This window comes from Hyphomicrobium sp. (assembly GCF_036262015.1).
Classification (GTDB): Bacteria; Pseudomonadota; Alphaproteobacteria; order Rhizobiales; family Hyphomicrobiaceae; genus Hyphomicrobium_C.
This window is the reverse complement of record NZ_DATAJR010000008.1, coordinates 221,000-239,834: the sequence shown is the minus strand read 5'-3', so window position 1 is coordinate 239,834 and position 18,835 is coordinate 221,000. Positions and strand designations below refer to the sequence as shown.

22 protein-coding genes are annotated in these 18,835 nt (G+C 61.1%); 14 read left to right on the top strand and 8 right to left on the bottom strand.

Annotation, left to right across the window (positions count from 1 at the left end):
- Positions 1-4: 4 nt before the first annotated feature.
- Complete coding sequence (locus tag VHO05_RS09830; protein ID WP_329646403.1) at positions 5-1,360, top strand: aspartate aminotransferase family protein; 1,356 nt, start codon at positions 5-7, stop codon at positions 1,358-1,360.
- A gap of 19 nt (positions 1,361-1,379) precedes the next feature.
- Here VHO05_RS09830 and VHO05_RS09825 read toward each other — a convergent pair whose 3' ends face one another.
- A complete protein-coding gene (locus VHO05_RS09825) occupies positions 1,380-2,147 on the bottom strand; it encodes a DeoR/GlpR family DNA-binding transcription regulator (RefSeq protein WP_329646402.1) in 768 nt (255 codons plus the stop codon).
- Positions 2,148-2,376: 229 nt separating this feature from the next.
- Here VHO05_RS09825 and solA point away from each other — a divergent pair, with 229 nt between their 5' ends.
- Positions 2,377-3,555: an N-methyl-L-tryptophan oxidase gene (gene solA, locus VHO05_RS09820; RefSeq protein ID WP_329646401.1), complete on the top strand. Its 1,179-nt coding sequence runs from the start codon at positions 2,377-2,379 to the stop codon at positions 3,553-3,555.
- A gap of 30 nt (positions 3,556-3,585) precedes the next feature.
- On the opposite strand, the gene VHO05_RS09815 is transcribed toward solA, so the two are convergent.
- The 3 genes from VHO05_RS09815 to VHO05_RS09805 form a co-directional block, all read right to left on the bottom strand.
- Positions 3,586-4,035: a group II truncated hemoglobin gene (locus VHO05_RS09815; protein WP_329646400.1), complete on the bottom strand. Its 450-nt coding sequence runs from the start codon at positions 4,033-4,035 to the stop codon at positions 3,586-3,588.
- 93 nt (positions 4,036-4,128) lie between these two features.
- Positions 4,129-4,554, bottom strand: coding sequence for a DUF411 domain-containing protein (locus VHO05_RS09810; RefSeq protein ID WP_329647502.1), 426 nt, complete (start codon positions 4,552-4,554; stop codon positions 4,129-4,131).
- Between the two features lie 69 nt (positions 4,555-4,623).
- The gene (locus VHO05_RS09805; RefSeq protein WP_329646399.1) at positions 4,624-4,899 is read right to left on the bottom strand and encodes a metal-sensitive transcriptional regulator; all 276 of its coding nucleotides are present in this window, start codon (positions 4,897-4,899) and stop codon (positions 4,624-4,626) included.
- An 80-nt stretch (positions 4,900-4,979) separates the two neighbouring features.
- Here VHO05_RS09805 and VHO05_RS09800 point away from each other — a divergent pair, with 80 nt between their 5' ends.
- Both VHO05_RS09800 and copM read left to right on the top strand, forming a co-directional pair.
- Positions 4,980-7,346 (top strand): heavy metal translocating P-type ATPase, encoded by a 2,367-nt coding sequence (locus VHO05_RS09800; RefSeq protein WP_329646398.1) that lies wholly within the window; start codon positions 4,980-4,982, stop codon positions 7,344-7,346.
- A 46-nt stretch (positions 7,347-7,392) separates the two neighbouring features.
- Positions 7,393-7,776, top strand: coding sequence for a CopM family metallochaperone (copM, locus tag VHO05_RS09795; protein ID WP_329646397.1), 384 nt, complete (start codon positions 7,393-7,395; stop codon positions 7,774-7,776).
- Between the two features lie 153 nt (positions 7,777-7,929).
- Here copM and VHO05_RS09790 read toward each other — a convergent pair whose 3' ends face one another.
- The gene (locus VHO05_RS09790) at positions 7,930-8,229 is read right to left on the bottom strand and encodes a hypothetical protein (RefSeq protein WP_329646396.1); all 300 of its coding nucleotides are present in this window, start codon (positions 8,227-8,229) and stop codon (positions 7,930-7,932) included.
- A 406-nt stretch (positions 8,230-8,635) separates the two neighbouring features.
- On the opposite strand from VHO05_RS09790, the gene VHO05_RS09785 reads away from it, so the two are divergent.
- The 3 genes from VHO05_RS09785 to VHO05_RS09775 all read left to right on the top strand — a co-directional run bounded on the left by VHO05_RS09785 (position 8,636) and on the right by VHO05_RS09775 (position 11,162).
- Positions 8,636-8,902, top strand: a complete 267-nt coding sequence (locus tag VHO05_RS09785; RefSeq protein WP_329646395.1) for a hypothetical protein — start codon at positions 8,636-8,638, stop codon at positions 8,900-8,902.
- A gap of 121 nt (positions 8,903-9,023) precedes the next feature.
- Positions 9,024-9,653, top strand: a complete 630-nt coding sequence (locus VHO05_RS09780) for an SH3 domain-containing protein (RefSeq protein ID WP_329646394.1) — start codon at positions 9,024-9,026, stop codon at positions 9,651-9,653.
- 207 nt (positions 9,654-9,860) lie between these two features.
- Positions 9,861-11,162 carry a DUF2130 domain-containing protein gene (locus tag VHO05_RS09775; RefSeq protein WP_329646393.1) on the top strand — a complete coding sequence of 434 codons (1,302 nt, stop codon included), beginning with the start codon at positions 9,861-9,863 and terminating at the stop codon, positions 11,160-11,162.
- An 11-nt stretch (positions 11,163-11,173) separates the two neighbouring features.
- Here the strand turns inward: VHO05_RS09775 and VHO05_RS09770 are convergent, their stop codons facing one another.
- Positions 11,174-11,611 carry a PAS domain-containing protein gene (locus tag VHO05_RS09770; RefSeq protein WP_329646392.1) on the bottom strand — a complete coding sequence of 146 codons (438 nt, stop codon included), beginning with the start codon at positions 11,609-11,611 and terminating at the stop codon, positions 11,174-11,176.
- A 329-nt stretch (positions 11,612-11,940) separates the two neighbouring features.
- Here VHO05_RS09770 and VHO05_RS09765 point away from each other — a divergent pair, with 329 nt between their 5' ends.
- The 3 genes from VHO05_RS09765 to VHO05_RS09755 all read left to right on the top strand — a co-directional run bounded on the left by VHO05_RS09765 (position 11,941) and on the right by VHO05_RS09755 (position 14,337).
- Positions 11,941-12,801 carry a hypothetical protein gene (locus VHO05_RS09765; RefSeq protein ID WP_329646391.1) on the top strand — a complete coding sequence of 287 codons (861 nt, stop codon included), beginning with the start codon at positions 11,941-11,943 and terminating at the stop codon, positions 12,799-12,801.
- A 44-nt stretch (positions 12,802-12,845) separates the two neighbouring features.
- A complete protein-coding gene (locus tag VHO05_RS09760) occupies positions 12,846-13,439 on the top strand; it encodes an NAD(P)H-dependent oxidoreductase (RefSeq protein ID WP_329646390.1) in 594 nt (197 codons plus the stop codon).
- 325 nt (positions 13,440-13,764) lie between these two features.
- Positions 13,765-14,337: a hypothetical protein gene (locus VHO05_RS09755; RefSeq protein ID WP_329646389.1), complete on the top strand. Its 573-nt coding sequence runs from the start codon at positions 13,765-13,767 to the stop codon at positions 14,335-14,337.
- A gap of 112 nt (positions 14,338-14,449) precedes the next feature.
- On the opposite strand, the gene VHO05_RS09750 is transcribed toward VHO05_RS09755, so the two are convergent.
- Entirely contained in the window at positions 14,450-15,352 is a 903-nt protein-coding gene (locus VHO05_RS09750) for a LysR family transcriptional regulator (RefSeq protein ID WP_329646388.1), read from the bottom strand.
- A gap of 110 nt (positions 15,353-15,462) precedes the next feature.
- On the opposite strand from VHO05_RS09750, the gene VHO05_RS09745 reads away from it, so the two are divergent.
- The 4 genes from VHO05_RS09745 to VHO05_RS09730 all read left to right on the top strand — a co-directional run bounded on the left by VHO05_RS09745 (position 15,463) and on the right by VHO05_RS09730 (position 18,100).
- Positions 15,463-16,062, top strand: coding sequence for a glutathione S-transferase (locus tag VHO05_RS09745; RefSeq protein ID WP_329646387.1), 600 nt, complete (start codon positions 15,463-15,465; stop codon positions 16,060-16,062).
- A gap of 43 nt (positions 16,063-16,105) precedes the next feature.
- Positions 16,106-16,714, top strand: a complete 609-nt coding sequence (locus VHO05_RS09740; protein ID WP_329646386.1) for a pyridoxamine 5'-phosphate oxidase family protein — start codon at positions 16,106-16,108, stop codon at positions 16,712-16,714.
- A 72-nt stretch (positions 16,715-16,786) separates the two neighbouring features.
- Positions 16,787-17,749: an AraC family transcriptional regulator gene (locus tag VHO05_RS09735; protein WP_329646385.1), complete on the top strand. Its 963-nt coding sequence runs from the start codon at positions 16,787-16,789 to the stop codon at positions 17,747-17,749.
- An 84-nt stretch (positions 17,750-17,833) separates the two neighbouring features.
- Positions 17,834-18,100 carry a hypothetical protein gene (locus tag VHO05_RS09730; RefSeq protein ID WP_329646384.1) on the top strand — a complete coding sequence of 89 codons (267 nt, stop codon included), beginning with the start codon at positions 17,834-17,836 and terminating at the stop codon, positions 18,098-18,100.
- Positions 18,101-18,188: 88 nt separating this feature from the next.
- Here the strand turns inward: VHO05_RS09730 and VHO05_RS09725 are convergent, their stop codons facing one another.
- Entirely contained in the window at positions 18,189-18,827 is a 639-nt protein-coding gene (locus VHO05_RS09725; RefSeq protein WP_329646383.1) for a hypothetical protein, read from the bottom strand.
- Between the last annotated feature and the right edge of the window lie 8 nt (positions 18,828-18,835).

The following is an 18,835-nucleotide window of genomic DNA, read 5'->3' as shown; positions in this document are numbered from 1 at the left end:
GACTATGGCCAAGAAGAATACCAAGACGCAGCCTGCAGCCCGTCAGATTCTGGACATGAACGCGTTCGACGCGGAGACGAGCGCGAGCACGTCGAGTCCTCTCCTGCAACGGCGCATTGCCAACGTGGGCGCTTCGGCGGTCCTGTTCTATCGCGAGCCGCTGGAAATGGTGTCCGCCAGCGGATCGTGGATGACGGCCGCGGATGGAAAACGCTATCTCGATTTCTATAACAACGTCCCTTCGGTCGGTCACACCCATCCGCGCGTCGTGGCGGCGGTGACGGACCAGATCTCGAAACTCAACATCAACTCCCGCTATCTCAGCAGCGTCGTGGATCTCTATCTCGACGCCTTGAAAGCGACGTTCCCCGCTTCTCTCAGCAACGTCGTGTTGTCGTGCAGCGGCAGCGAAGCGAACGACCTCGCCCTTCGCATCGCGGCAGCGACATCGAGAGGAACAGGGATCATCGTTTCCGAGAACGCCTATCACGGCAACACGTCGATCATTTCGGACATTTCGCCCTCCGCATTGAAACGGCGCAAGCTGCCCGATCATGTCGTAACGGTCCCAGCGCCGTCGCACGCGGGCCAGAGCGGCTCGATTGAGAACGCGTTTGCGGCCGACATGACGCGGGCCATCGCGGAGCTCGAAAGGCGGGGCCACAAGTTTTCGGCATTCATTTGCGACTCGATCTTCTCGAGCGATGGCGTCTACGCCGATCCTCCGGGCTTCCTGCGCAAGGCGGTCGAGATCGTGCACAAGGCGGGCGGCCTCTACATCGCCGATGAAGTGCAGCCGGGCTTCGCCCGAACAGGGGAAGCGTTCTGGGGATTTGCACGCCACGGCGTGGTGCCCGATGTCGTAACCATGGGAAAACCCATGGGCAATGGCTTCCCGATGGCGGGCCTCACCACCCGTCCGGACCTGCTCGCGCGCTTCTGCGAGGATACAGGCTACTTCAGCACGTTCGGAGCAAACCCTGTTGCGGCGGCGGCCGGAATGGCCGTGCTGAACGTCATCCACGACGAGCAACTTCAGGACAATGCGCTGCGCCAGGGGAAACATATCACGGCGCGGCTGCTGGATCTCGCTGCAAAAGACGACCGCATCGCGGAGATACGTGGTGCCGGCCTCTTCCTTGGGATCGAGCTCTGCCGTCCCGGGCAGAAAGAGCAGCCCGACGCTGAACTGGCGTCGAGCGTCATCAATGGTCTCAAGGATCGCGGCGTGTTGATCGGTGCGGCGGGACGGTTTGGCAATACGCTCAAGGTTCGCCCGCCGCTCTCGCTCACCGAGCAAGAAGCCGACATCTTTGTCGACCGCCTGGAAGAAGCGCTGTCCGCTATCGCGGCAACCTGAACAAAGCCGAGCAAGCGGCCTATTCGGTTTCAGCGATTTTCAGCTCGACATCAGCCGTCTGCATGGCTTTGAGAAGCGCGTTTTGAGGCACCTCGTTAGTCACCAGAAGATCGACTTGGCTCCAGCTCGCGTAGCGGGCCGTGTACATCTGATCAAACTTGGAGTCGTCGGCCACGATCATGCGGCGGTTGGCCCGCTGGATCATCGCGGAATATACATCCGCCATCTCGATGAGAGCGTCACTCGCCCCGTCCGGCGCGAGACCGCTGGCACCGAGAATGACCCACTGCGCGTTGTATTGCTCGAGAAACCGCAGCGTCTGGGCACCGTACATCGCGCCCTCGCCCGCGTGATAGAAGCCCGGCGTCATCAAGACCGTAATTGTCGGATTGGTCGCCAGCGCCGTGGCAATCGCGAACGAATGCGTGATGACGGTGACGTTCTGCATGCCTGACGCCATGCGCCTGGCGACGTGCAGCGTCGTGGCCCCCGAGCCCATCATAAAGACACGTGCGCCGTCGAACATTTGACACGCCGCCTTTGCGATCCGTGTCCGTTCGTCAATCAAAAGCGTATGCCTCTGCGCAACGGAGGGTTCTGCGGCCTTCCGCAGAATAGCACCCCCATAGGTGCGGCTGATCAACCCCTTGGTCGTCAGCTCATCGAGGTCGCGGCGGATGGTCTCGGTTGTAACCCGAAGCGCCTCCGCCAATTCGCTGACGCGCAGCGTCGGCCGATCCGAGAGCAAGGAAACGATTTCCCGCTGGCGAACGTTCTTTTTGCTCATGTCTTGGGTCAGAGGGAACTGAATGGTCTCGCTCCACAGGTCGCGTGACGAAGGAAAGGAGTCTGCAGGCAGGCGACGAGAAAACCCTATCTTACGCACCAGGAACGCGCCGTCTAGAAGGCGACCTTGATTTGGGTTGCACCGCCGATGTACGCAAAAGCTAATGCGCTTCAGGAGCAGCTCGGCGCGCTCGTGAGCGAATGTTCGTCAACGTCGGTGGAGCACAGTGATGGCGCATCCCGTAGTGGCCGTTGTGGGATTGGGGGCCTATGGGGCAGCGACCGCCTATCAGCTCGCAAGGCGCGGCGCGACCGTGCTCGGCTTCGACCAGTTCGCGCCACCCCATGCGTTCGGTTCGAGCACGGGCGAAACACGCATCACGCGCTTCGCTGTGCTCGAAGGCGAGGAGTACGTCCAAGCCGCCATCCGGAGCGTCGAGATCCTGTCCGAGTTGCAGGAACGTCGCGAGGAACACCTGTTCTTGCGCAACGGGTTCACGCTCATCGCCAATGACGCGGCGGACAACGCCATCGTCCACGGTGAGCGAGGAGCCCTCAGGCGAACCATCGCGCTTGCGCAGAAATTCGAGATCCCACATCAGATCTTTGAGCGCGGAGCACTAGCGAAGATCTTTCCGGGCTTCGCCGTGCGCGGTGACGAAACAGCCTACTACGAGCCGGGATCCGGCACGCTGTTCCCTGAAGCCTGCATCGCGGCACAACTCGACGAGGCCCGATCTCTCGGGGCCACGCTTCGAACGAACGAGCGCGTGCTCGCCATCGAGCCCTCCGGCCAGGGCGTGGAAATTCGGACCGGCGAGGGCAGCTATCGCGCCGATCACATTGTCGTCGCAGCCGGCGCATGGGTTCGCCAGTTCATACCCGAGCCTATGCGCGCGAAGTTCCGCATCACGCGGCAGGTGTTGTATTGGTTTGCGCACGAAAACCCGACCGCGTTTTCTTCGTCCAATCACCCGAATTTCATCTGGCCCCATCTGGATCAGAACGGGGCGGGCACCTTTTTCTATGGCTTCCCGTGTCAGGCGAATGGCGACGCCGTGAAAATCGCCACGCAATCGGATGATGACATTGTCACCGACCCCGACCGCCCATCGCCGCCTGCTAGCGAAGCCGAGGCGCAACAGATGTTCGCGGTTCACGCACTCGGACGCTTTACCGACATCACGCCGCGGCTGAGGAAATCGGCGACCTGCCGCTACACGAACACACCGAAGGCGAAAGCGCTGATCGCGCAACACCCCGACACGCCGCAGGTGACGATCGTCTCGTCCTGCTCGGGCCACGGATTCAAGCTGTCAGCGGCCATGGGCGAAGCGCTCGCCGAACGCGCCTTGGGTCAACGTCCGAGCCGCGTCGATCTCGATCACTTCGGCTGGGACGCGCTTTGAGCGGAGCTCAATTCTTGCTGTGAGCGGATCTCAGTCCCTATTCTTGAGCATGAAGGCGACACGCGTGAAGTTGACCATCAGATCCTCCTTCACCGACGGAGGCAGACCGACACGATCGATGGCAATCGACATGCATTGCAGCCACTGGTCCCGCGCCGCCGCGCCGATCTCAACGTGCTCGTGCATTTCGCGCACGTTGGAATGCCCGTACTTTTCGATATAGAGGCGCGGCCCCCCGAGAAAACCGGACAGAAAGTTGAATTGCTCGATGCGCGAATGCGCAACGCCATGGCCGCGGAGGTGGAGCAAGTGCAGCTCGCGTCCCTCAGGCTCAAACTCGATAATGTCGTAAAATGTCTCGATCAGAGATCGAAGCCCCTCTTCGCCGCCCACGCGGTCGTAGAGAAGCCGCTCGTCCCGTTTCGCGCCGACACCATACCTGCCGAGCTCAACATCGGGGCCAGATGCGTCAGTGGGCACTGCTGTCCTCCCGCCATAAGATGCATTATGGATGCATGTTTATCAGGACAGGGGCCTCAGGTCCAGAAATTGCGTTCACAGGGCTGATTTGAATCAGATTGCCTTGTCTTCGCGGAAACGCCCGAAGGATTTCATCACGCCGTCGCCAAACATCGTGACCTCATAGGTCTCAGGCTCGCCGCCTTCCATGCCTGGAGATCCAATCGGCATGCCGGGCACCGCCAGCCCGCGCGCGGAGGGCCTTTCGGCGAGCAGGCGCTTGATCGCGACGGCCGGGACGTGCCCCTCGATGGCATAACCGCCGATTTCTCCGGTATGGCAGGAGGCCAGCTCAGGCGGAACGCCAAGCCGCGCCTTGATCGCCTTCATGAGCGGCGCATCGTTGACTGTCACGCTGAAGCCATTGGCGACAAGATGATCGACCCATTTGTGACAGCAGCCGCATGTCGGATTGCGAAACACGACCATGGGAGGCAAAGGCTCGGCGCGCACCCCGCTGGCAAGCACCAATGGCCCCATGGAGAGCCAACCCAACACGAGACGGCGATCGAGCAACGTCGGCTTGGCCACGATCCACTCCTTCGACGATCATCGCGCACTGCGCGCAATGACTTCCATCAGCTCTTCGATCTTCTGTTTCTGATCGGCCGAGTTGCCGCTCGCCATGGCGTGCGCAACGCAATGTCCGATGTGATCCCGCAACACATCCTGCTCGACACGGCTCAGCGCGGCGCGAACCGCCGCGATCTGCGTGACGATATCGATGCAGTAGCGATCCTCCTCAACCATGCGGCTGAGGCCGCGCACCTGCCCCTCGATGCGAGAGAGACGTTTCAGGCGGGAAGCTTTATTGGCGTTCGACATACTTGACGGATACCGTATGGGGGTATATCTGTCAATGCATACCCCCAGGGGGTATAAGAGGCGACGGAGGATGTTTTGTCATGGCCCAGCACGAGACCCATAAGCACGGCTCCTGTTGCCAGCACGGAAGTCAGGGACACGCAGCAGGACACGGCCAATCGGGCGTGAAAGACCCCGTTTGCGGCATGACCGTAGATCCGGCAACCGCCAAGCATCGGCACACCCACAACGGCGAGACCTATTACTTCTGCGCCGCGCGCTGTCGCGAAAAGTTCATCGCCAATCCGGCGCAATATCTTGATCCCGCGCAAACCAACGCCAAGGAGGAAGCCCCTCCCGGCACGATCTACACCTGCCCTATGCATCCCGAGATCCGCCAGGTCGGACCGGGATCGTGCCCCATCTGCGGCATGGCGCTCGAACCCGAAGTCGCGACCGCCGACGCCGGACCGAACCCGGAGCTGGTCGATTTCAAGCGCCGCCTCTGGATCGGTCTCGGACTGACGCTGCCCGTATTCGCGCTCGAGATGGGCAGCCACGTCCTGGGACTTCATATGCTCCCCGGCCAGACCTCCAATTGGATTCAGCTTCTCCTCGCAACGCCCGTCGTCCTATGGGCCGGCTGGCCGTTCTTCGAGCGCGGCTGGGCGTCGATCAAGACGCGCAACCTCAACATGTTCACGCTCATCGCAATGGGAACAGGCGTGGCGTGGGTCTACAGCATCGTCGCCACCCTTTGGCCTGGGCTTTTTCCAGCCTCCATGCGCGGTCATGACGGCTCGGTCCCGGTCTATTTCGAAGCCGCCGCCGTCATAACCGTACTCGTGCTCGTTGGTCAGGTGCTGGAGCTCAACGCTCGTGAGCGCACCAGCGGCGCCATTCGCGCGCTTCTCAACCTCTCGCCAAAGATGGCGCGTCGCATCCGTAAAGACGGCACGGACGAGGACGTGAGCCTCGATCAGGTCGTCACCGGTGATCGCTTGCGCGTACGCCCTGGCGAACACATTCCTGTCGACGGCGCAATTCTGGAAGGTCGCAGCACCATCGACGAGTCGATGGTGACCGGCGAGCCCATGCCTGTGACAAAAGCAGTCGGCGACGATGTCATCGGCGGCACCACGAACCAGTCTGGCGCCTTCGTCATGCGCGCCGACAAGGTCGGACGTGACACGATGCTGGCCCGTATCGTGCAGATGGTGGCTGACGCCCAGCGCAGCCGCGCGCCGATCCAGCGCCTGGTCGATCAGGTCGCGGCCTGGTTCGTTCCCGCAGTCATTCTCGTTGCGCTGCTCGCCTTCGCCGCCTGGTCGATCTGGGGGCCGGAGCCGCGCTTCACGTATGGATTGGTCGCTGCCGTCTCCGTCCTTATCATCGCCTGCCCTTGCGCGCTCGGCCTCGCCACGCCGATGTCAGTCATGGTCGGCGTCGGCCGTGGCGCCAAATCCGGCGTCCTGGTCAAGAATGCCGAAGCACTCGAACGCATGGAAAAGGTCGACACGCTCCTCGTCGACAAGACCGGAACGCTGACCGAGGGCAAACCGCGCGTCGTCGCCGTGCGAGCAGAAAACGGACTCGATCGAAACGAGCTGTTGCGTCTCGCAGCCAGCCTTGAGCGCGGAAGCGAGCACCCGCTCGCGTCAGCCATCGTGCAGGCTGCACAGGAGCGTGGGCTGACATTGACGGAACCCAAGGGGTTCGACTCGCCGGTCGGAAAAGGCGTCCTCGGATCGGTGGACGGCAAGTCGATCGTCATCGGCAACCGCCGCATCATGGCCGATGCCGGCATCGCAACCGACAACCTCGACGAGGCGGCCGACGACATGCGCCGCGACGGCGCCACAGCTATCTACGTCGCCGTCGATGGCAAAGCCGCCGGCCTCATCGCGATCGCCGACCCGATCAAAGCCACGACGGCAGCCGCAATCGCCGCTTTGACGAAGGATGGCATTCACGTCGTGATGCTGACGGGAGACCAGCGCACCACGGCGCTCGCCGTCGCGAGGCAACTGGGCATCGACGACGTCGAGGCTGAAGTCTTGCCGGAGGACAAAAGCAAAGTCGTTGCGCGCTTCAAAAAGGAAGGCCGCGTCGTCGCCATGGCGGGCGACGGCATCAACGATGCACCGGCACTCGCCGCAGCCGACGTCGGCATCGCCATGGGCACCGGAACCGACGTGGCGATGGAAAGCGCAGGCATCACGCTCATGAAAGGTGATCTTACAGGCATCGTGCGCGCCCGCGCTCTATCCGAGGCGGCCATGGCGAACATCCGCCAGAACCTCTTCTTCGCCTTTGTCTACAACGCAGCCGGCGTGCCGATCGCGGCGGGTGTGCTGTATCCGGTCTTCGGACTCCTGCTCTCGCCCATGATCGCCGCAGCCGCAATGTCGCTCTCATCCGTCAGCGTCGTCGCCAACGCGCTGCGCCTGAACCGAGTCAAGATCTAGCCCTCTGGAACCGGAACTTTCTCGACATGCAAATCACGGAGACCGCATGAAACGTTCGCTCGCGCTCGCGCTTCCCATGGCCGCCATCCTGGCCGCATCTGCCTTGGCGCAGGACCCGCACACAGGGCATGATCGCGGAAGCCACGATCCTTTAGCAGCAAGCACGGCAGCGAAGAGCGAAGCGACGAAGGCCTTCGAAGACGCCAACAAGAAGATGCACGACCAGATGAATGCCGCACTGACTGGCGACCCTGACGTCGACTTCATGCGAGGCATGATCCCCCATCACCAAGGCGCAATCGAAATGGCCGAGATCGTGCTCAAGTACGGCAAGGATCCCGAAACGCGCAAACTGGCCGACGAAATCGTCAAGGCCCAGACCGCCGAGATCGCCTTCATGAAGGACTGGCTGGCGAAACGCCGCAAATAGCACGCAAGGAAGGGCGCCCTGACCGGCCCCGCTGACAGACGGAAACAGGGCGCCCATCTCGTGCGCGCAGAATACGGAAAATTGAACTTTAGCGGCGTTTCGAAACCCGGAAGTCACCTGCCGGGTTTCGAACGAGGTCATAGTGTCCGATAATTAGTAGCCCTTCGGACACCAGGATTCCTTGGACGACTTGCAGGACACGGGGAACGCGTTTGCCATTTTTTCCGCGGCAGCCCATTCGTCATCATCGATGCCGTTGTTCACATCAGCGTCCATCGCCGTAAAGGTCGGCGCCGGATCGAGCTTCAGCTTCGACACGTTTGCCTCGTACTCCGTGCGGCTGATACGGCCATTGCCATCAGTATCGAGAGTTTTGAAGCTGCCCGCCCAATCAGCCAGCGCCGCAGAGGCCGGAAGCAGGGCTGCTACTGCAATAACGAATACTTTCCTCATCGTTTCATCTCCCATTGGTGTCGTCTTGCTCTCTTGAGCTTCGATGGCTTGGAAACGAGAGAACGCGCGCCGGGAACGTAGCTCGGCGTCATATCCGCTCACATCCGCTGCCCGTCGAATGAGGGCGCGCCTGCGACACTTTCACAAGGTCAGGAGAGGCAAAGTTGCATGGGACTTTTTGCAGATCTCGTCGGACCAATCGGCATCGAATACGGGATTGGACCCAGCAATGTCAGGTACGAACCTGCGAAACCAGAATGCGCGTGGTGAATGGGTAACGCCTTGGAAGGAAAAACGGCTCCGCCGCTCGCGAAAAACCTCCCGCCACACCCCTGGTCCGCCTAAATATAACATCACTATGAATCGACGCGGGTCTGACCCCGACCTCGACGCAAGGAGCGCCGTCATGATGAAAGTTACGCTCGCCGCAGCCATTGGCGCGCTGGCGCTGGTCTCGCTGCCGCTCGACGCAGACGCCGGCGAACGGCGCGTCAAGCGCGAACGCGAAGTCGCGCGCGACTGCACCCCCTATAACGGCCCCTTCGGCTACTACGGCAATCCCTGGTGCGACGGTGGTTATAAGTACGCGGAGGATTACCCGCCCGGCACCGGTCCCTACTTCGACGTTATGGACCTTCCGCAGGTGCAGCGTCTCCGTCGCCGGATGGAATAGTCGCGCGGAACTTTACAATCGTGTGATGTTGGCTTGAGCAACGCCCTAACTCGGCGCGTTGTCATGAGTCTGCCCATGTTTCAGTGACTTTGTGATCGCTCACGCCACGATCGGAGTGATCATGAGAAAACTGAAATTGATCGGCGCCATTGCCGGTCTGACTTTGATGGGACTATCCGCCGCCAGTGCGGCCCCCGGCTTCTCCACCGCAAACGTCAATGTCCGCACAGGTCCCGACACGAACTTTCCGAGCGTCGGCGTCATCCCTGAAGGAGATCCCGTCGAGATCGCAGGCTGCCTGCGCGACGAATCCTGGTGCGATGTGATCTGGGCGGGCAACAGAGGCTGGGTCTACAGCGAGTACCTCGCCTTCGAGAGCCGCGGCGAGTACGTCTCGCTGCCGGACGTTGGCCCTGCAGCGTATAGAGTTCCGTTTGTGACGTTCGTCGCCGGCGACTACTGGGACCGCTACTACCGCGGCCGTCCCTGGTATCACGACCGTGCCCGTTGGGTCGATTTCCGCTGGCGCCCGCGTCCGGGCTGGCGTGCTCCGCCGCCCGGCCCGCGTCATCCCGGCTGGTGGCGCGCGGGTTACCACGCCCCGCGGGGCATGGGTCCGCCGCCCGAGCGCTGGAGGCGGATGGAACGCCGGGACGACCGTCATGACAGGCGCGACGACAGACGGCACGACAGGAGGGACGACCGGCGCGACGGTATCCGCACCTGGGATTACGGCGGCGGTCGGCATTGAGCCGAACAAAAGTTGCAGAAACGACATCTAAAGCCCCGGAAATCCGGGGCTTTTTTCATATCTCCGCTAGCGCAATCGAGTCTTGACAATCGGGACGAACAGCGTGAACATAACAAGAACATCCACAACGTTTACCGCCAGACTGCAAAGCGTCGCCCCCGCACCGGGGTACATTTTTTGTCGATACATCGAGTCGGAAGGAACGGCATGACCGAACCCACCATCAGCTGCCCGAACTGCAGGACCGAGATCAAGCTCACGGAATCCCTTGCAGCCCCGCTGCTTGCGGATACCCGCAAGCGGTTTGAGCAGGCCCTCGCCCGCAAGGATTCCGAAATCGCCGAGCGCGAGACCGCCGTGCAATCGAGACAGGCCGCGCTGGAGAAGGAAAAGGCCTCACTCAGCGAGCAAGTGGCTGCGCGGGTCGCAGCCGAGCGTGAGCGCATCGCCGCTGAGGAGGCCAGGAAGGCGAAGCTTCTCGCAGCGTCCGACATGGAGCAGAAGAACAAGCAGCTCGCCGAGCTTCAGGACGTCCTGCGGGAACGCGACGGCAAGTTGGCCGAAGCGCAGAAGGCGCAAGCCGAGCTGATCCGCAAGCAGCGCGAACTGGACGACGCCAAACGCGAGATGGACCTCACCATCGAAAAGAAGGTGCAGGAGTCGCTGAGTGACGTGCGCCAGAAGGCGAGGCTCGAGGCAGAAGAGGGCCTCAAACTGCGCGTGCTCGAGAAAGAAGAGCAGATTTCTTCCATGCAGCGCCAGATTGAGGAGCTGAAGCGCAAGGCCGAGCAGGGCTCGCAGCAGCTGCAGGGCGAAGTGCTTGAGCTCGAGCTCGAGGCCTCGATCCGCAGCAAGTTCCCGCGCGACATCATCGAGCCTGTACCCAAGGGCGAGTTCGGCGGCGACGTGCTCCAGCGGGTGCACGGGCCTAACAACCAGCACTGCGGCACCATTCTCTGGGAGTCGAAGCGCACCAAGAACTGGAGCGACGGCTGGCTCGCCAAGCTGCGCGAAGATCAGCGCCGGGCCAAGGCCGAGATCGCCCTGCTCGTCTCAAACGCGTTGCCGAAGGACGTGGTGGCGTTCGACTTCATCGACGGCGTTTGGGTCGTGGAGCCGCGCTGCGCGCTTCCGGTCGCCATCGCGCTCCGCCAATCACTGCTGGAAATTTCAGCGGCACGTTACGCAACTGACGGCCAGCAGACCAAGACGGAGATGGTTTATCAGTATCTGACCGGCCCACGCTTCCGGCACCGCGTCGAAGCGATCGTCGAGAAGATCAAAGACATGCAGGAGGATCTCGACCGCGAACGCAAGATGATGACCAAGCAGTGGGCCAAGCGCGAGCAGCAGATCCGCATCGTTATCGAATCCACCATCGGCATGTACGGCGACGTGCAGGGCATCGCCGGCAAGGCCCTCGACGAGATCGAGGCCTTCACGCTGCCGATGATCGAAAGCGGTCTCGATAGCGAACGCGAAGACAACGTGAAGAAGCTGGCAAGCTGAGCCCTTAGACCTCAGCCTTCACGTGCAGCGCCTGCGTTGAACTGAGACTCCAGGCTGGCGTAGAGGTGGTGCATGTCGAAGACCGCCCCCTCCAGAAAGACGAGGCCACCGGCCTCGTCCCACACGCCGCCTCCATCCTCGTGCACCCAAACGTAGTGCCCGGCGGAATGCAGAAGACGATAGTTGATCGTCCAGTTCTTGCGGCGCCCAAGGCCTTGCACCACGGCAAGATCGACGGCAGCGCCGTCATCCGGATGAATAAGCGACGCAAACGAACGTACGCGATTGCCGAGCACCTCCGATGCATCGAAACCGAAACACCGCTGGAAGCCGGACGTAAGCTCGAGCATCGTGAACTCCCTGTCGGCTCTACACCGATAGAGGAAGCCGTTCATGCGGCCGAGCACGCTTTCGAGAAATGGAGCTTCGCCATCCGGTGATGAGCTCATGCACGAGTCTCCCGACGTTTGGTCGAAGCGATACCCGACACCATTTCGCGTTACATCGTCAATGCGACCCAAGAGGCTCCGTGTGCGTGAAGGATGAATTCTCCACGCGAACGAACACGAAGATGGATCAACATGCTCCGCTCTGATCAAAAATTGATCAGCACGTATCGCCGGAAGCAGGGCTCCGCGAACTCAGCCGACGAAAGCGCGGGAACTTTTCTCTGGTCTACCGGCCGCGCAGAACGTTGAAACGCTGGACCCACCTCCAGGCGAAGCCTAGACAAGAGAGGAGGACTGAAGATCGGGCAAGGAACGATCGAGGGAAACGGATGCTGCGGATCTTGCGCCAGCACTGGCAGGGAGAAAACGGTCTCTGGACCAGCCTCCTGATCTGCACGTTGCTTTTGGCAGCTGTCGTCTTCATCAGCGCAGTAAGTTTCCTGGGCAGCCTTTCACCGGACCTTCCGCCCTATTCCCGCATGATCCGGGGCACGACAGTGTTCTTGATCGTGTTGGCGTTTGGGATTTGGCAGCTGGTCGGCACGTGGCGCGCATCGAGTGCCACACGCGCTGAAACGAATTACCGATTCAGCCGCTGGACAGCACGGCTGGGCGCCCTCGGCGTTGCGGCCGTGGCCATCACCATGTTTGCAATGCTGCCGTCGCTGCTCGTCCAGCTGTACGACCTCGCCAACGACCGGGATCACTTCGGGCTCGAGGGCAATAGTGTTCTCGCCGACGGCACGAATTTGCTGATCTCCGGTCACTTCTCTTGGGGACTTCTCGATAAGGTCGAAGCCGCACTGGCCGCGAATCCCGACATCGATACGGTTGTCCTCAACAGTCCCGGCGGTCATTCCGGCGTTGGCCGACGGCTGAGCACCATGTTTGCCGAACGCCATCTCGACACGGCTGTGGTGTACCTCTGCGCAAGCGCTTGTACCTATGCCTTTTCAGGCGGCCAGCACCGGTTGGCCGGTCGAAAGGCGCGCATCGGTTTCCATGCCGAGGCAAGCAACAATCCGCAGACCCTGAAGCTTTCCCAGGCGAACGCCCTCGCGTTCTGGACGAAGTTCGGCCTGCCGCAAGATTTCATCCAGAAGGCGAACGATACCCCCCCTGAAGACGTTTGGTTTCCCAGCCTCAAGGAGTTGCAGCAGGTCAACCTCGTCACGGATCTGATCCGCTAAACCCACCCTTGAGGACCGGCGGCGACGACAGGAGGATGTTCACCATGTCCCATCGCATACTGGTCTTGTACGGATCCTACCGATCGGATCGCATGGGCATTCGGCTGGCCGACTTCATCACAAAGCGCTTGGCGGCGCGCAGCGCGGACGTGGAGCTGATCGACGCTAAGGCCGTCGGCCTTCCCATGCTCGACCGGATGCACAAGGAATACGCGAAGGGTACAGCACCGCCCGCCATGGAAGCGCTCGCAACGAAGATAAAGGCGGCTGACGCCTTCGTGTTTGTGACCGGCGAATACAATTGGGGCATGCAGCCCGGCCTGAAGAACTTGACCGACCACTTCCTCGAGGAATGGTTCTGGCGCCCCGCCGCCATTGCCAGCTACTCCGCGGGCAGAATCGCGGGCGCCCGCTCGAACCTTACCTGGCACGGAACGCTGTCCGAGATGGGCATGGTCGTCGTCTCGAGCGTGCTGACCGTCGGCCCCATTTCCGAAGCCCTCGACGACAAAGGCGAGCCGACGACCTCGGGCGCCGGACAGGCGCTCGATAAGTCCTTCCCGCGCTTTGCCGACGATCTCGCGTGGTGGACCGACGCCGCCAAAGCCCAGCGCGCGCAAAAGGCTCCCCCGTACTGAACCGGTACGCGGTGGTGCTGCGCAATCGTGCCGATGCCGTCATCCGCAAACGACGTCACTCTCCCGCGCCGCCGCGCTATCGGGCTTTCTTGTTCCGCTTCACCCGGACGGACTGCACCGCGCTCCGGCATGGATCGCCTACCAAAGAACGAGGCTCGATTCTCACCAATGAGCCTTCCAGATCTGCGACGACACGCAGTTGAGTGGTATTGTCCATCACCGCGGTGCACCACGTAGCGTGTATCGCTTGAGCTCTTGGTCATCGCGAGCTTCTCCTCCTTGGAGAAGCAAGAAAGTCTCAAATCCTTACAAGAGGAGGAAGAGCATGACCGGCAAACTTCTCATATCGGCACTTTTCTCCGCGACGCTCATGACCCCAGGGGTTCTCCTGGGAGCCTCACTCGAACCGAAGGGATCAACGAGCTACACGTCGCACTATGTGTTTTACCCCATCGGAACCATAGAAATACCGGGTGTCGGCAAGAGCACGGCGCTGCAGATGATCGGCACAACCGAGAACACCAAAGGCCAGGACGCTTTCGACAAGATGAAGGCGAGGTGTTTCGCCGTGAACGTTGAAACCGGTGACAAAAAGTGGATCGACGGCGGTTGCGCGATGACCGACAACGACGGAGACGTCGTCTTTTCAAGCTTCGATACGCGCGACCTCGACAAGTCACAGCCCAAAATGGACTGCGGCACGCATGTCATCACGGGCGGCACCGGAAAGTACAAAGGGATCACCGGGCGCGAGCCATTCTCCTGCGTTTCACTTCCGGCACCTAAGGGCGAACTGTCTGGAGCGTTCGCCATGGATATTCCGCACAACACGACGTGGGAAATCCAATCCTCTGCCGCTACAGGTGCGAGCACCGGAGAGGGTGGCAACAAGCAGTGACGAAAGCGCGGGAGGGGATACGGGGCCCCTCCTGTCCGTGAGTGTAGCGCTTCACGAACCACAGCGTGAATGAGAACTGATCTGCCGAACCTCAGCGATGCACCGCAACCTCCTATCGCAGCGAACGCTGAGAACGAAATCTCTCCGCCGCAAATCGAACGAACTCCTGGACACGCGGGGTATCCGCGCGCGTTGACCGATACACGAGGTGAATGGGAATTGATGTCTCCTCGAAACGCTCGAGGATTGGTTTCAACAGACCGGCTTCCAGCGCCGCGCGCGCCTGATAGGAAAACACGCGTGTGATCCCCACGCCCGCAATCGCCGCTTCAACTGCAGCCTCGGCCGTGGTGACGGAAAGCCGGGCCCGAACCCGTACGCTTTTCCGGCCATGGCGTGCGCTCTTGAAGACCCACCGCTGTCCAGCAGCCACGCCGGCAAAGGTCACGCAGTCATGGTTGGCAAGGCCCATGATCGTTGAAGGCGTTCCGCTTCGTTCGAGGTAGAGAGGCGACGCACAGGTCACGAGCCTCAGCGATCCAACGCGCATCGCCAAGAGTGCGGAATCCGGCAATTTCCCGATGCGCACCGCGACATCGAGATCCTCCTCCAAGAGATCAACGACACGGTCGACAAGGATGAGCCTCGTATTGATCCGGGGATACGCTGCGAGAAACTCGGCAATCACCGGCAGCACATGCAGGCGCCCGAAGCTGACGGGCGCCGTGATCGCAATCTCACCGGATAGCTCGGTCGTCTGGCCTGCAATGCGATTTTGCGCGCTTTCGAGCGTTTCCAGCACCCCACGGCACGCCTTCAGGTATTCGCGCCCCGCATGGGTCAGCATCATGCGCCGGGTTGTGCGGTCCACCAGCGTGACGCCGAGATGCTCCTCAAGCTGTGAAAGCAATCGGCTGATGTTGGTGAGCGGCTCGCTAAGATGGCGCGCCGCAGCGCTCAAGCTTCCTGCCTCGGCCACTTCGACAAACACAGCCATGGCCCGAAGGCGGTCCATCTACTATTCCATTTTCCGGAAATATCCTTCCTGATTTTCCTATCTATCGGAGAAGAGACCAATACGCCAGTGTGATGCATCGGCAATCACGCGTCAGAAGGAACATCACAATGGCGGCGAAGCTCTATGACCTCGAGCTTTCGGGCAATTGCTACAAGGTGCGCTTGCTGTGCGCCCTCTTGGGTGTGCCGCTCGAAATCATCCCCGTGGATTTCCTATCCGGCGCACACAAGAAATCGCCCCTGAGCGACCTCAATCCCTTCGGCGAGATTCCCATCTTTCAGGACGGCGATCTGGTGTTGCGCGACAGCCAAGCTATCCTCGTTTACATCGCGCGCAAATGGGTTCGCGAAGATTGGCTCCCGACCAATGCGGAAGAACTCGCCCGAGTAAGCGAATGGCTGATGGTTGCCGAAAACGAGATTGCGCGCGGCCCCAACGATGCCCGCCTGCATGACAAGTTTGGATACAAGCTCGACGTTGATCAAGCTCGTGCAAAAGCCGCGCGCGTACTTGGCATTCTGGACCAGCATCTTGCGACGCGTTCCTGGCTGGCGCTTGGGCGGCCCACCATAGCCGACATCGCCTGCATGCCGTACGTCGCCCTTGGTCACGAAGGCGGCGTGCCGCTCGACGGCTACCCGGCGGTCGCGGCTTGGGTCAGCCGGATCAAAGCCCTTCCTGGCTTCATTGGGATGCCTGCGATCTGAGCCTGACTTCGCGGCGTACCCTTCCGTTTGAAGGAGGCTATGCATGGCCCGTTACGTCTCGGACGTTGCATTTACGCCGGCCGTCAAGGCGGAACAGGTACGCCACGGATCGCGCCGTCAGTACGAGCGGATGGAGAACAGCAAAGGTTGGGCGAATGTCGTCACGCCCGATCTCGCAGCCGTGCTGGCAGAGGCCAGATCCTTCTACCTCGGAACAGCAAACGCGGAAGGCCAGCCCTACATCCAGCATCGCGGTGGGTCACCGGGTTTCCTGAAGGTGATTGACGAGCACACCCTCGGATTTGCCGATCTGGCCGGTAACCGGCAATACATCACGGCCGGTAACTTGTCGGAGAACCCACGCGCATTCATCTTCGTGATGGACTACGCGCGGCGCAGACGCGTGAAAATCTGGGGACGCGCTAGGGTTGTCGAGAACGACGACGAGCTCTTGTCGAGTCTTCGGCCCTCGCAAGGAAATGCGATCGCGGAACGTGCAATCCTGTTCGAGATCGAAGCGTGGGATCGCAACTGTCCTCAGCACATTCCCCAACTTGTACCGATCGAGGACGTGGAAGCAGCCATCCTCAAACTCCAAGGGCGCATTGCAGAGCTGGAAAGCGAAGTCGAACGCTTACGCTCCCCTCGCTAGTTTGGCTGACACACTCTTTGACTTGCAGGCAGCGCTTTCCTAGACGACAGTGCTGCTCCGCAAGAGGGGCGCATGCTGACGTTTTCCACCGACGACCTGCCGGCGAAGGACCGGTTCGACCATTGGGTCGAAGTCAGGGGCAAGCAGCTTTTCGGCGTTACGATCGAGCTTGAAAAGGCGAAGCGGGGAGATTTCCATGGCCGCTTCTCCGCCGCCACGATAGGCAGCGCCACGCTCGCTGAAATGCACGCGTCCACATATCGCGTCAGCCGGACTCAGGCGGACATCGACCGCCTGGCAAGCGACAGCCTTTGCATCTCGGAGCAGGTGCGCGGGCCCGGTTGGATGGACATTGGCCGCGACCGCGTACGCGCAATCACCAATTCCGCGCTCATCGTCAGTCATTCCGACATGCCTTATACCGGGATCCCGACTCGCACCGACGGTTTCCACTTCCGCATGCTCAAGATCCCATTGAAGGGACGCGACACGCTCGCCAAGGGCGCACGCGCGCTCGACCACGAGCCCCTCGCGGCGGGCCTATGGCTCACCAAGCTCATCGGCGCGGGCTTTGCCGCGCTTGTCGAGCAAGGTTCGTCAATCGCGGATCCGGAAGCGGCCGTTACAAATCTCGGCCAGTTGGCGTTGCTCGTGCGCGGTCGCGCAGCACCCGGCTCACCGGAAAGCCGGGCCGCTATCCACTTCGGCCAGTATCACGTCGCCCGCCGGACAATGATCGAGAACTTGCACCGCGCGGATCTTTCGCCTGCCCTCGTCGCCAAGCTTCTGGGCATCTCCGTTCGCGGCCTGCACCTGTTGTTCGAACCGACGGGACAAAGCTTCTCGCGCGCGGTTACAGCAGCGCGTCTCGCCGAAGCCCACCGGCAATTGCTTGCCGACCCGGCACGTCCCGTCGTCGACATCGCCTTTGCGTGCGGCTTCGAGAGCATGGCTACTTTCTATCGTGTTTTCCGCCATACCTACGGATTTGCCCCGAGCGAACTCCGCAACGAAGCCGTGCCACATCGCGTCTAGCGGATCACGACTTTGCGCGGAATGAGACGACAACCCCCGATTCGCTCGGGCATAGAGATTTGTCCACTGAGGGAGACTTGAAAAATGAAACGCTATGCTTTGGTCGCACTGCTCGCTTGCATCGCCTCGCCTGCCTTTGCCGACAAGAATGCCGATGACGCCAAGTGGATCGGCGACTGCGTGATCGAGAACAAGGACGAGAAACAGGCGGCCGACGTCGTCACCAAGTATTGCACCTGCATGAACAATCAAATGTCGGACAATGAATCGCGCTCGATCACCGAGTGGGAAAAGGCCAATCCCAAAGTGATGGAGCAGTGCAGCAAAGAGTCGGGCTGGAAGAGCAAGTAGCACACGGCGCGACAACTACTGGATTCGGCCCGCCGTTCTGCGGCTGCGGACCGGATTCTGTTTGGAACCAAACACCGCCGATGCGCGGCTAGAGCCCCGCCAAGGCGCAGACGACAGGAGGTGACGACGGGCCAATAATCGAGCTTGGGTTCGCGCGCCTCTGCTGACAAATACGCACGAGTTCAGCTTGCGGCAAAGGCGGATGGCCCAACTCCAACAGGCGATCGACGAGGCGCGCTGCCAAGTCTTTGTTGAGGCGCGCGCGCGGATCGGTCTTGAGAGCAGTCGCGAGGGACACGTAGTTGTACCGTTCCGTTGGAGGTCCAGAGCCGGAATCCACCTCGAGAATGACAAGCTTTCCAAGATTGACGACCTCGCCTGCCGCAACAGTGAAAGTCGCAAATCCCTTGGGATCCGACGATATAGCCTGCATTAACTTAGTGCCGTGGGAAGGGCGACACGTCGCGGCAGCAACCGCGTAGGTACCGGGCTCGATCTGCATCGAGCCGATGATCTCATTGCCCGCATCGACAACATAGCCCGTGCCAAGCTTTAGCCTGATCTTGTAGAGCCTTTGACCATCAAGTTGGACGTAGAGTTCCGTCCTCTCCGCCCTGTTCAGGGGCGCCAATCCGATCTCGGTGCAAGACCTTTCTGCGTTGCTATCGAGAGACGCAGCCATGACGATGACTGCCTTGCCGCTCTTTCCGAGCGCTTCGATGCTCAAATCATCGG

What these genes read in the sequence shown, in the direction of transcription:
- VHO05_RS09830 (WP_329646403.1), top strand. Translation starts at nt 5, where the DNA reads ATGGCCAAGAAGAATACCAAGACGCAGCCTGCAGCCCGTCAGATTCTG.
- VHO05_RS09825 (WP_329646402.1), bottom strand. Translation starts at nt 2,147, where the DNA reads ATGAGCAAAAAGAACGTTCGCCAGCGGGAAATCGTTTCCTTGCTCTCG.
- solA (WP_329646401.1), top strand. Translation starts at nt 2,377, where the DNA reads ATGGCGCATCCCGTAGTGGCCGTTGTGGGATTGGGGGCCTATGGGGCA.
- VHO05_RS09810 (WP_329647502.1), bottom strand. Translation starts at nt 4,554, where the DNA reads ATGGGGCCATTGGTGCTTGCCAGCGGGGTGCGCGCCGAGCCTTTGCCT.
- VHO05_RS09805 (WP_329646399.1), bottom strand. Translation starts at nt 4,899, where the DNA reads ATGTCGAACGCCAATAAAGCTTCCCGCCTGAAACGTCTCTCTCGCATC.
- VHO05_RS09800 (WP_329646398.1), top strand. Translation starts at nt 4,980, where the DNA reads ATGGCCCAGCACGAGACCCATAAGCACGGCTCCTGTTGCCAGCACGGA.
- copM (WP_329646397.1), top strand. Translation starts at nt 7,393, where the DNA reads ATGAAACGTTCGCTCGCGCTCGCGCTTCCCATGGCCGCCATCCTGGCC.
- VHO05_RS09790 (WP_329646396.1), bottom strand. Translation starts at nt 8,229, where the DNA reads ATGAGGAAAGTATTCGTTATTGCAGTAGCAGCCCTGCTTCCGGCCTCT.
- VHO05_RS09785 (WP_329646395.1), top strand. Translation starts at nt 8,636, where the DNA reads ATGATGAAAGTTACGCTCGCCGCAGCCATTGGCGCGCTGGCGCTGGTC.
- VHO05_RS09780 (WP_329646394.1), top strand. Translation starts at nt 9,024, where the DNA reads ATGAGAAAACTGAAATTGATCGGCGCCATTGCCGGTCTGACTTTGATG.
- VHO05_RS09775 (WP_329646393.1), top strand. Translation starts at nt 9,861, where the DNA reads ATGACCGAACCCACCATCAGCTGCCCGAACTGCAGGACCGAGATCAAG.
- VHO05_RS09770 (WP_329646392.1), bottom strand. Translation starts at nt 11,611, where the DNA reads ATGAGCTCATCACCGGATGGCGAAGCTCCATTTCTCGAAAGCGTGCTC.
- VHO05_RS09765 (WP_329646391.1), top strand. Translation starts at nt 11,941, where the DNA reads ATGCTGCGGATCTTGCGCCAGCACTGGCAGGGAGAAAACGGTCTCTGG.
- VHO05_RS09760 (WP_329646390.1), top strand. Translation starts at nt 12,846, where the DNA reads ATGTCCCATCGCATACTGGTCTTGTACGGATCCTACCGATCGGATCGC.
- VHO05_RS09755 (WP_329646389.1), top strand. Translation starts at nt 13,765, where the DNA reads ATGACCGGCAAACTTCTCATATCGGCACTTTTCTCCGCGACGCTCATG.
- VHO05_RS09750 (WP_329646388.1), bottom strand. Translation starts at nt 15,352, where the DNA reads ATGGACCGCCTTCGGGCCATGGCTGTGTTTGTCGAAGTGGCCGAGGCA.
- VHO05_RS09745 (WP_329646387.1), top strand. Translation starts at nt 15,463, where the DNA reads ATGGCGGCGAAGCTCTATGACCTCGAGCTTTCGGGCAATTGCTACAAG.
- VHO05_RS09740 (WP_329646386.1), top strand. Translation starts at nt 16,106, where the DNA reads ATGGCCCGTTACGTCTCGGACGTTGCATTTACGCCGGCCGTCAAGGCG.
- VHO05_RS09735 (WP_329646385.1), top strand. Translation starts at nt 16,787, where the DNA reads ATGCTGACGTTTTCCACCGACGACCTGCCGGCGAAGGACCGGTTCGAC.
- VHO05_RS09730 (WP_329646384.1), top strand. Translation starts at nt 17,834, where the DNA reads ATGAAACGCTATGCTTTGGTCGCACTGCTCGCTTGCATCGCCTCGCCT.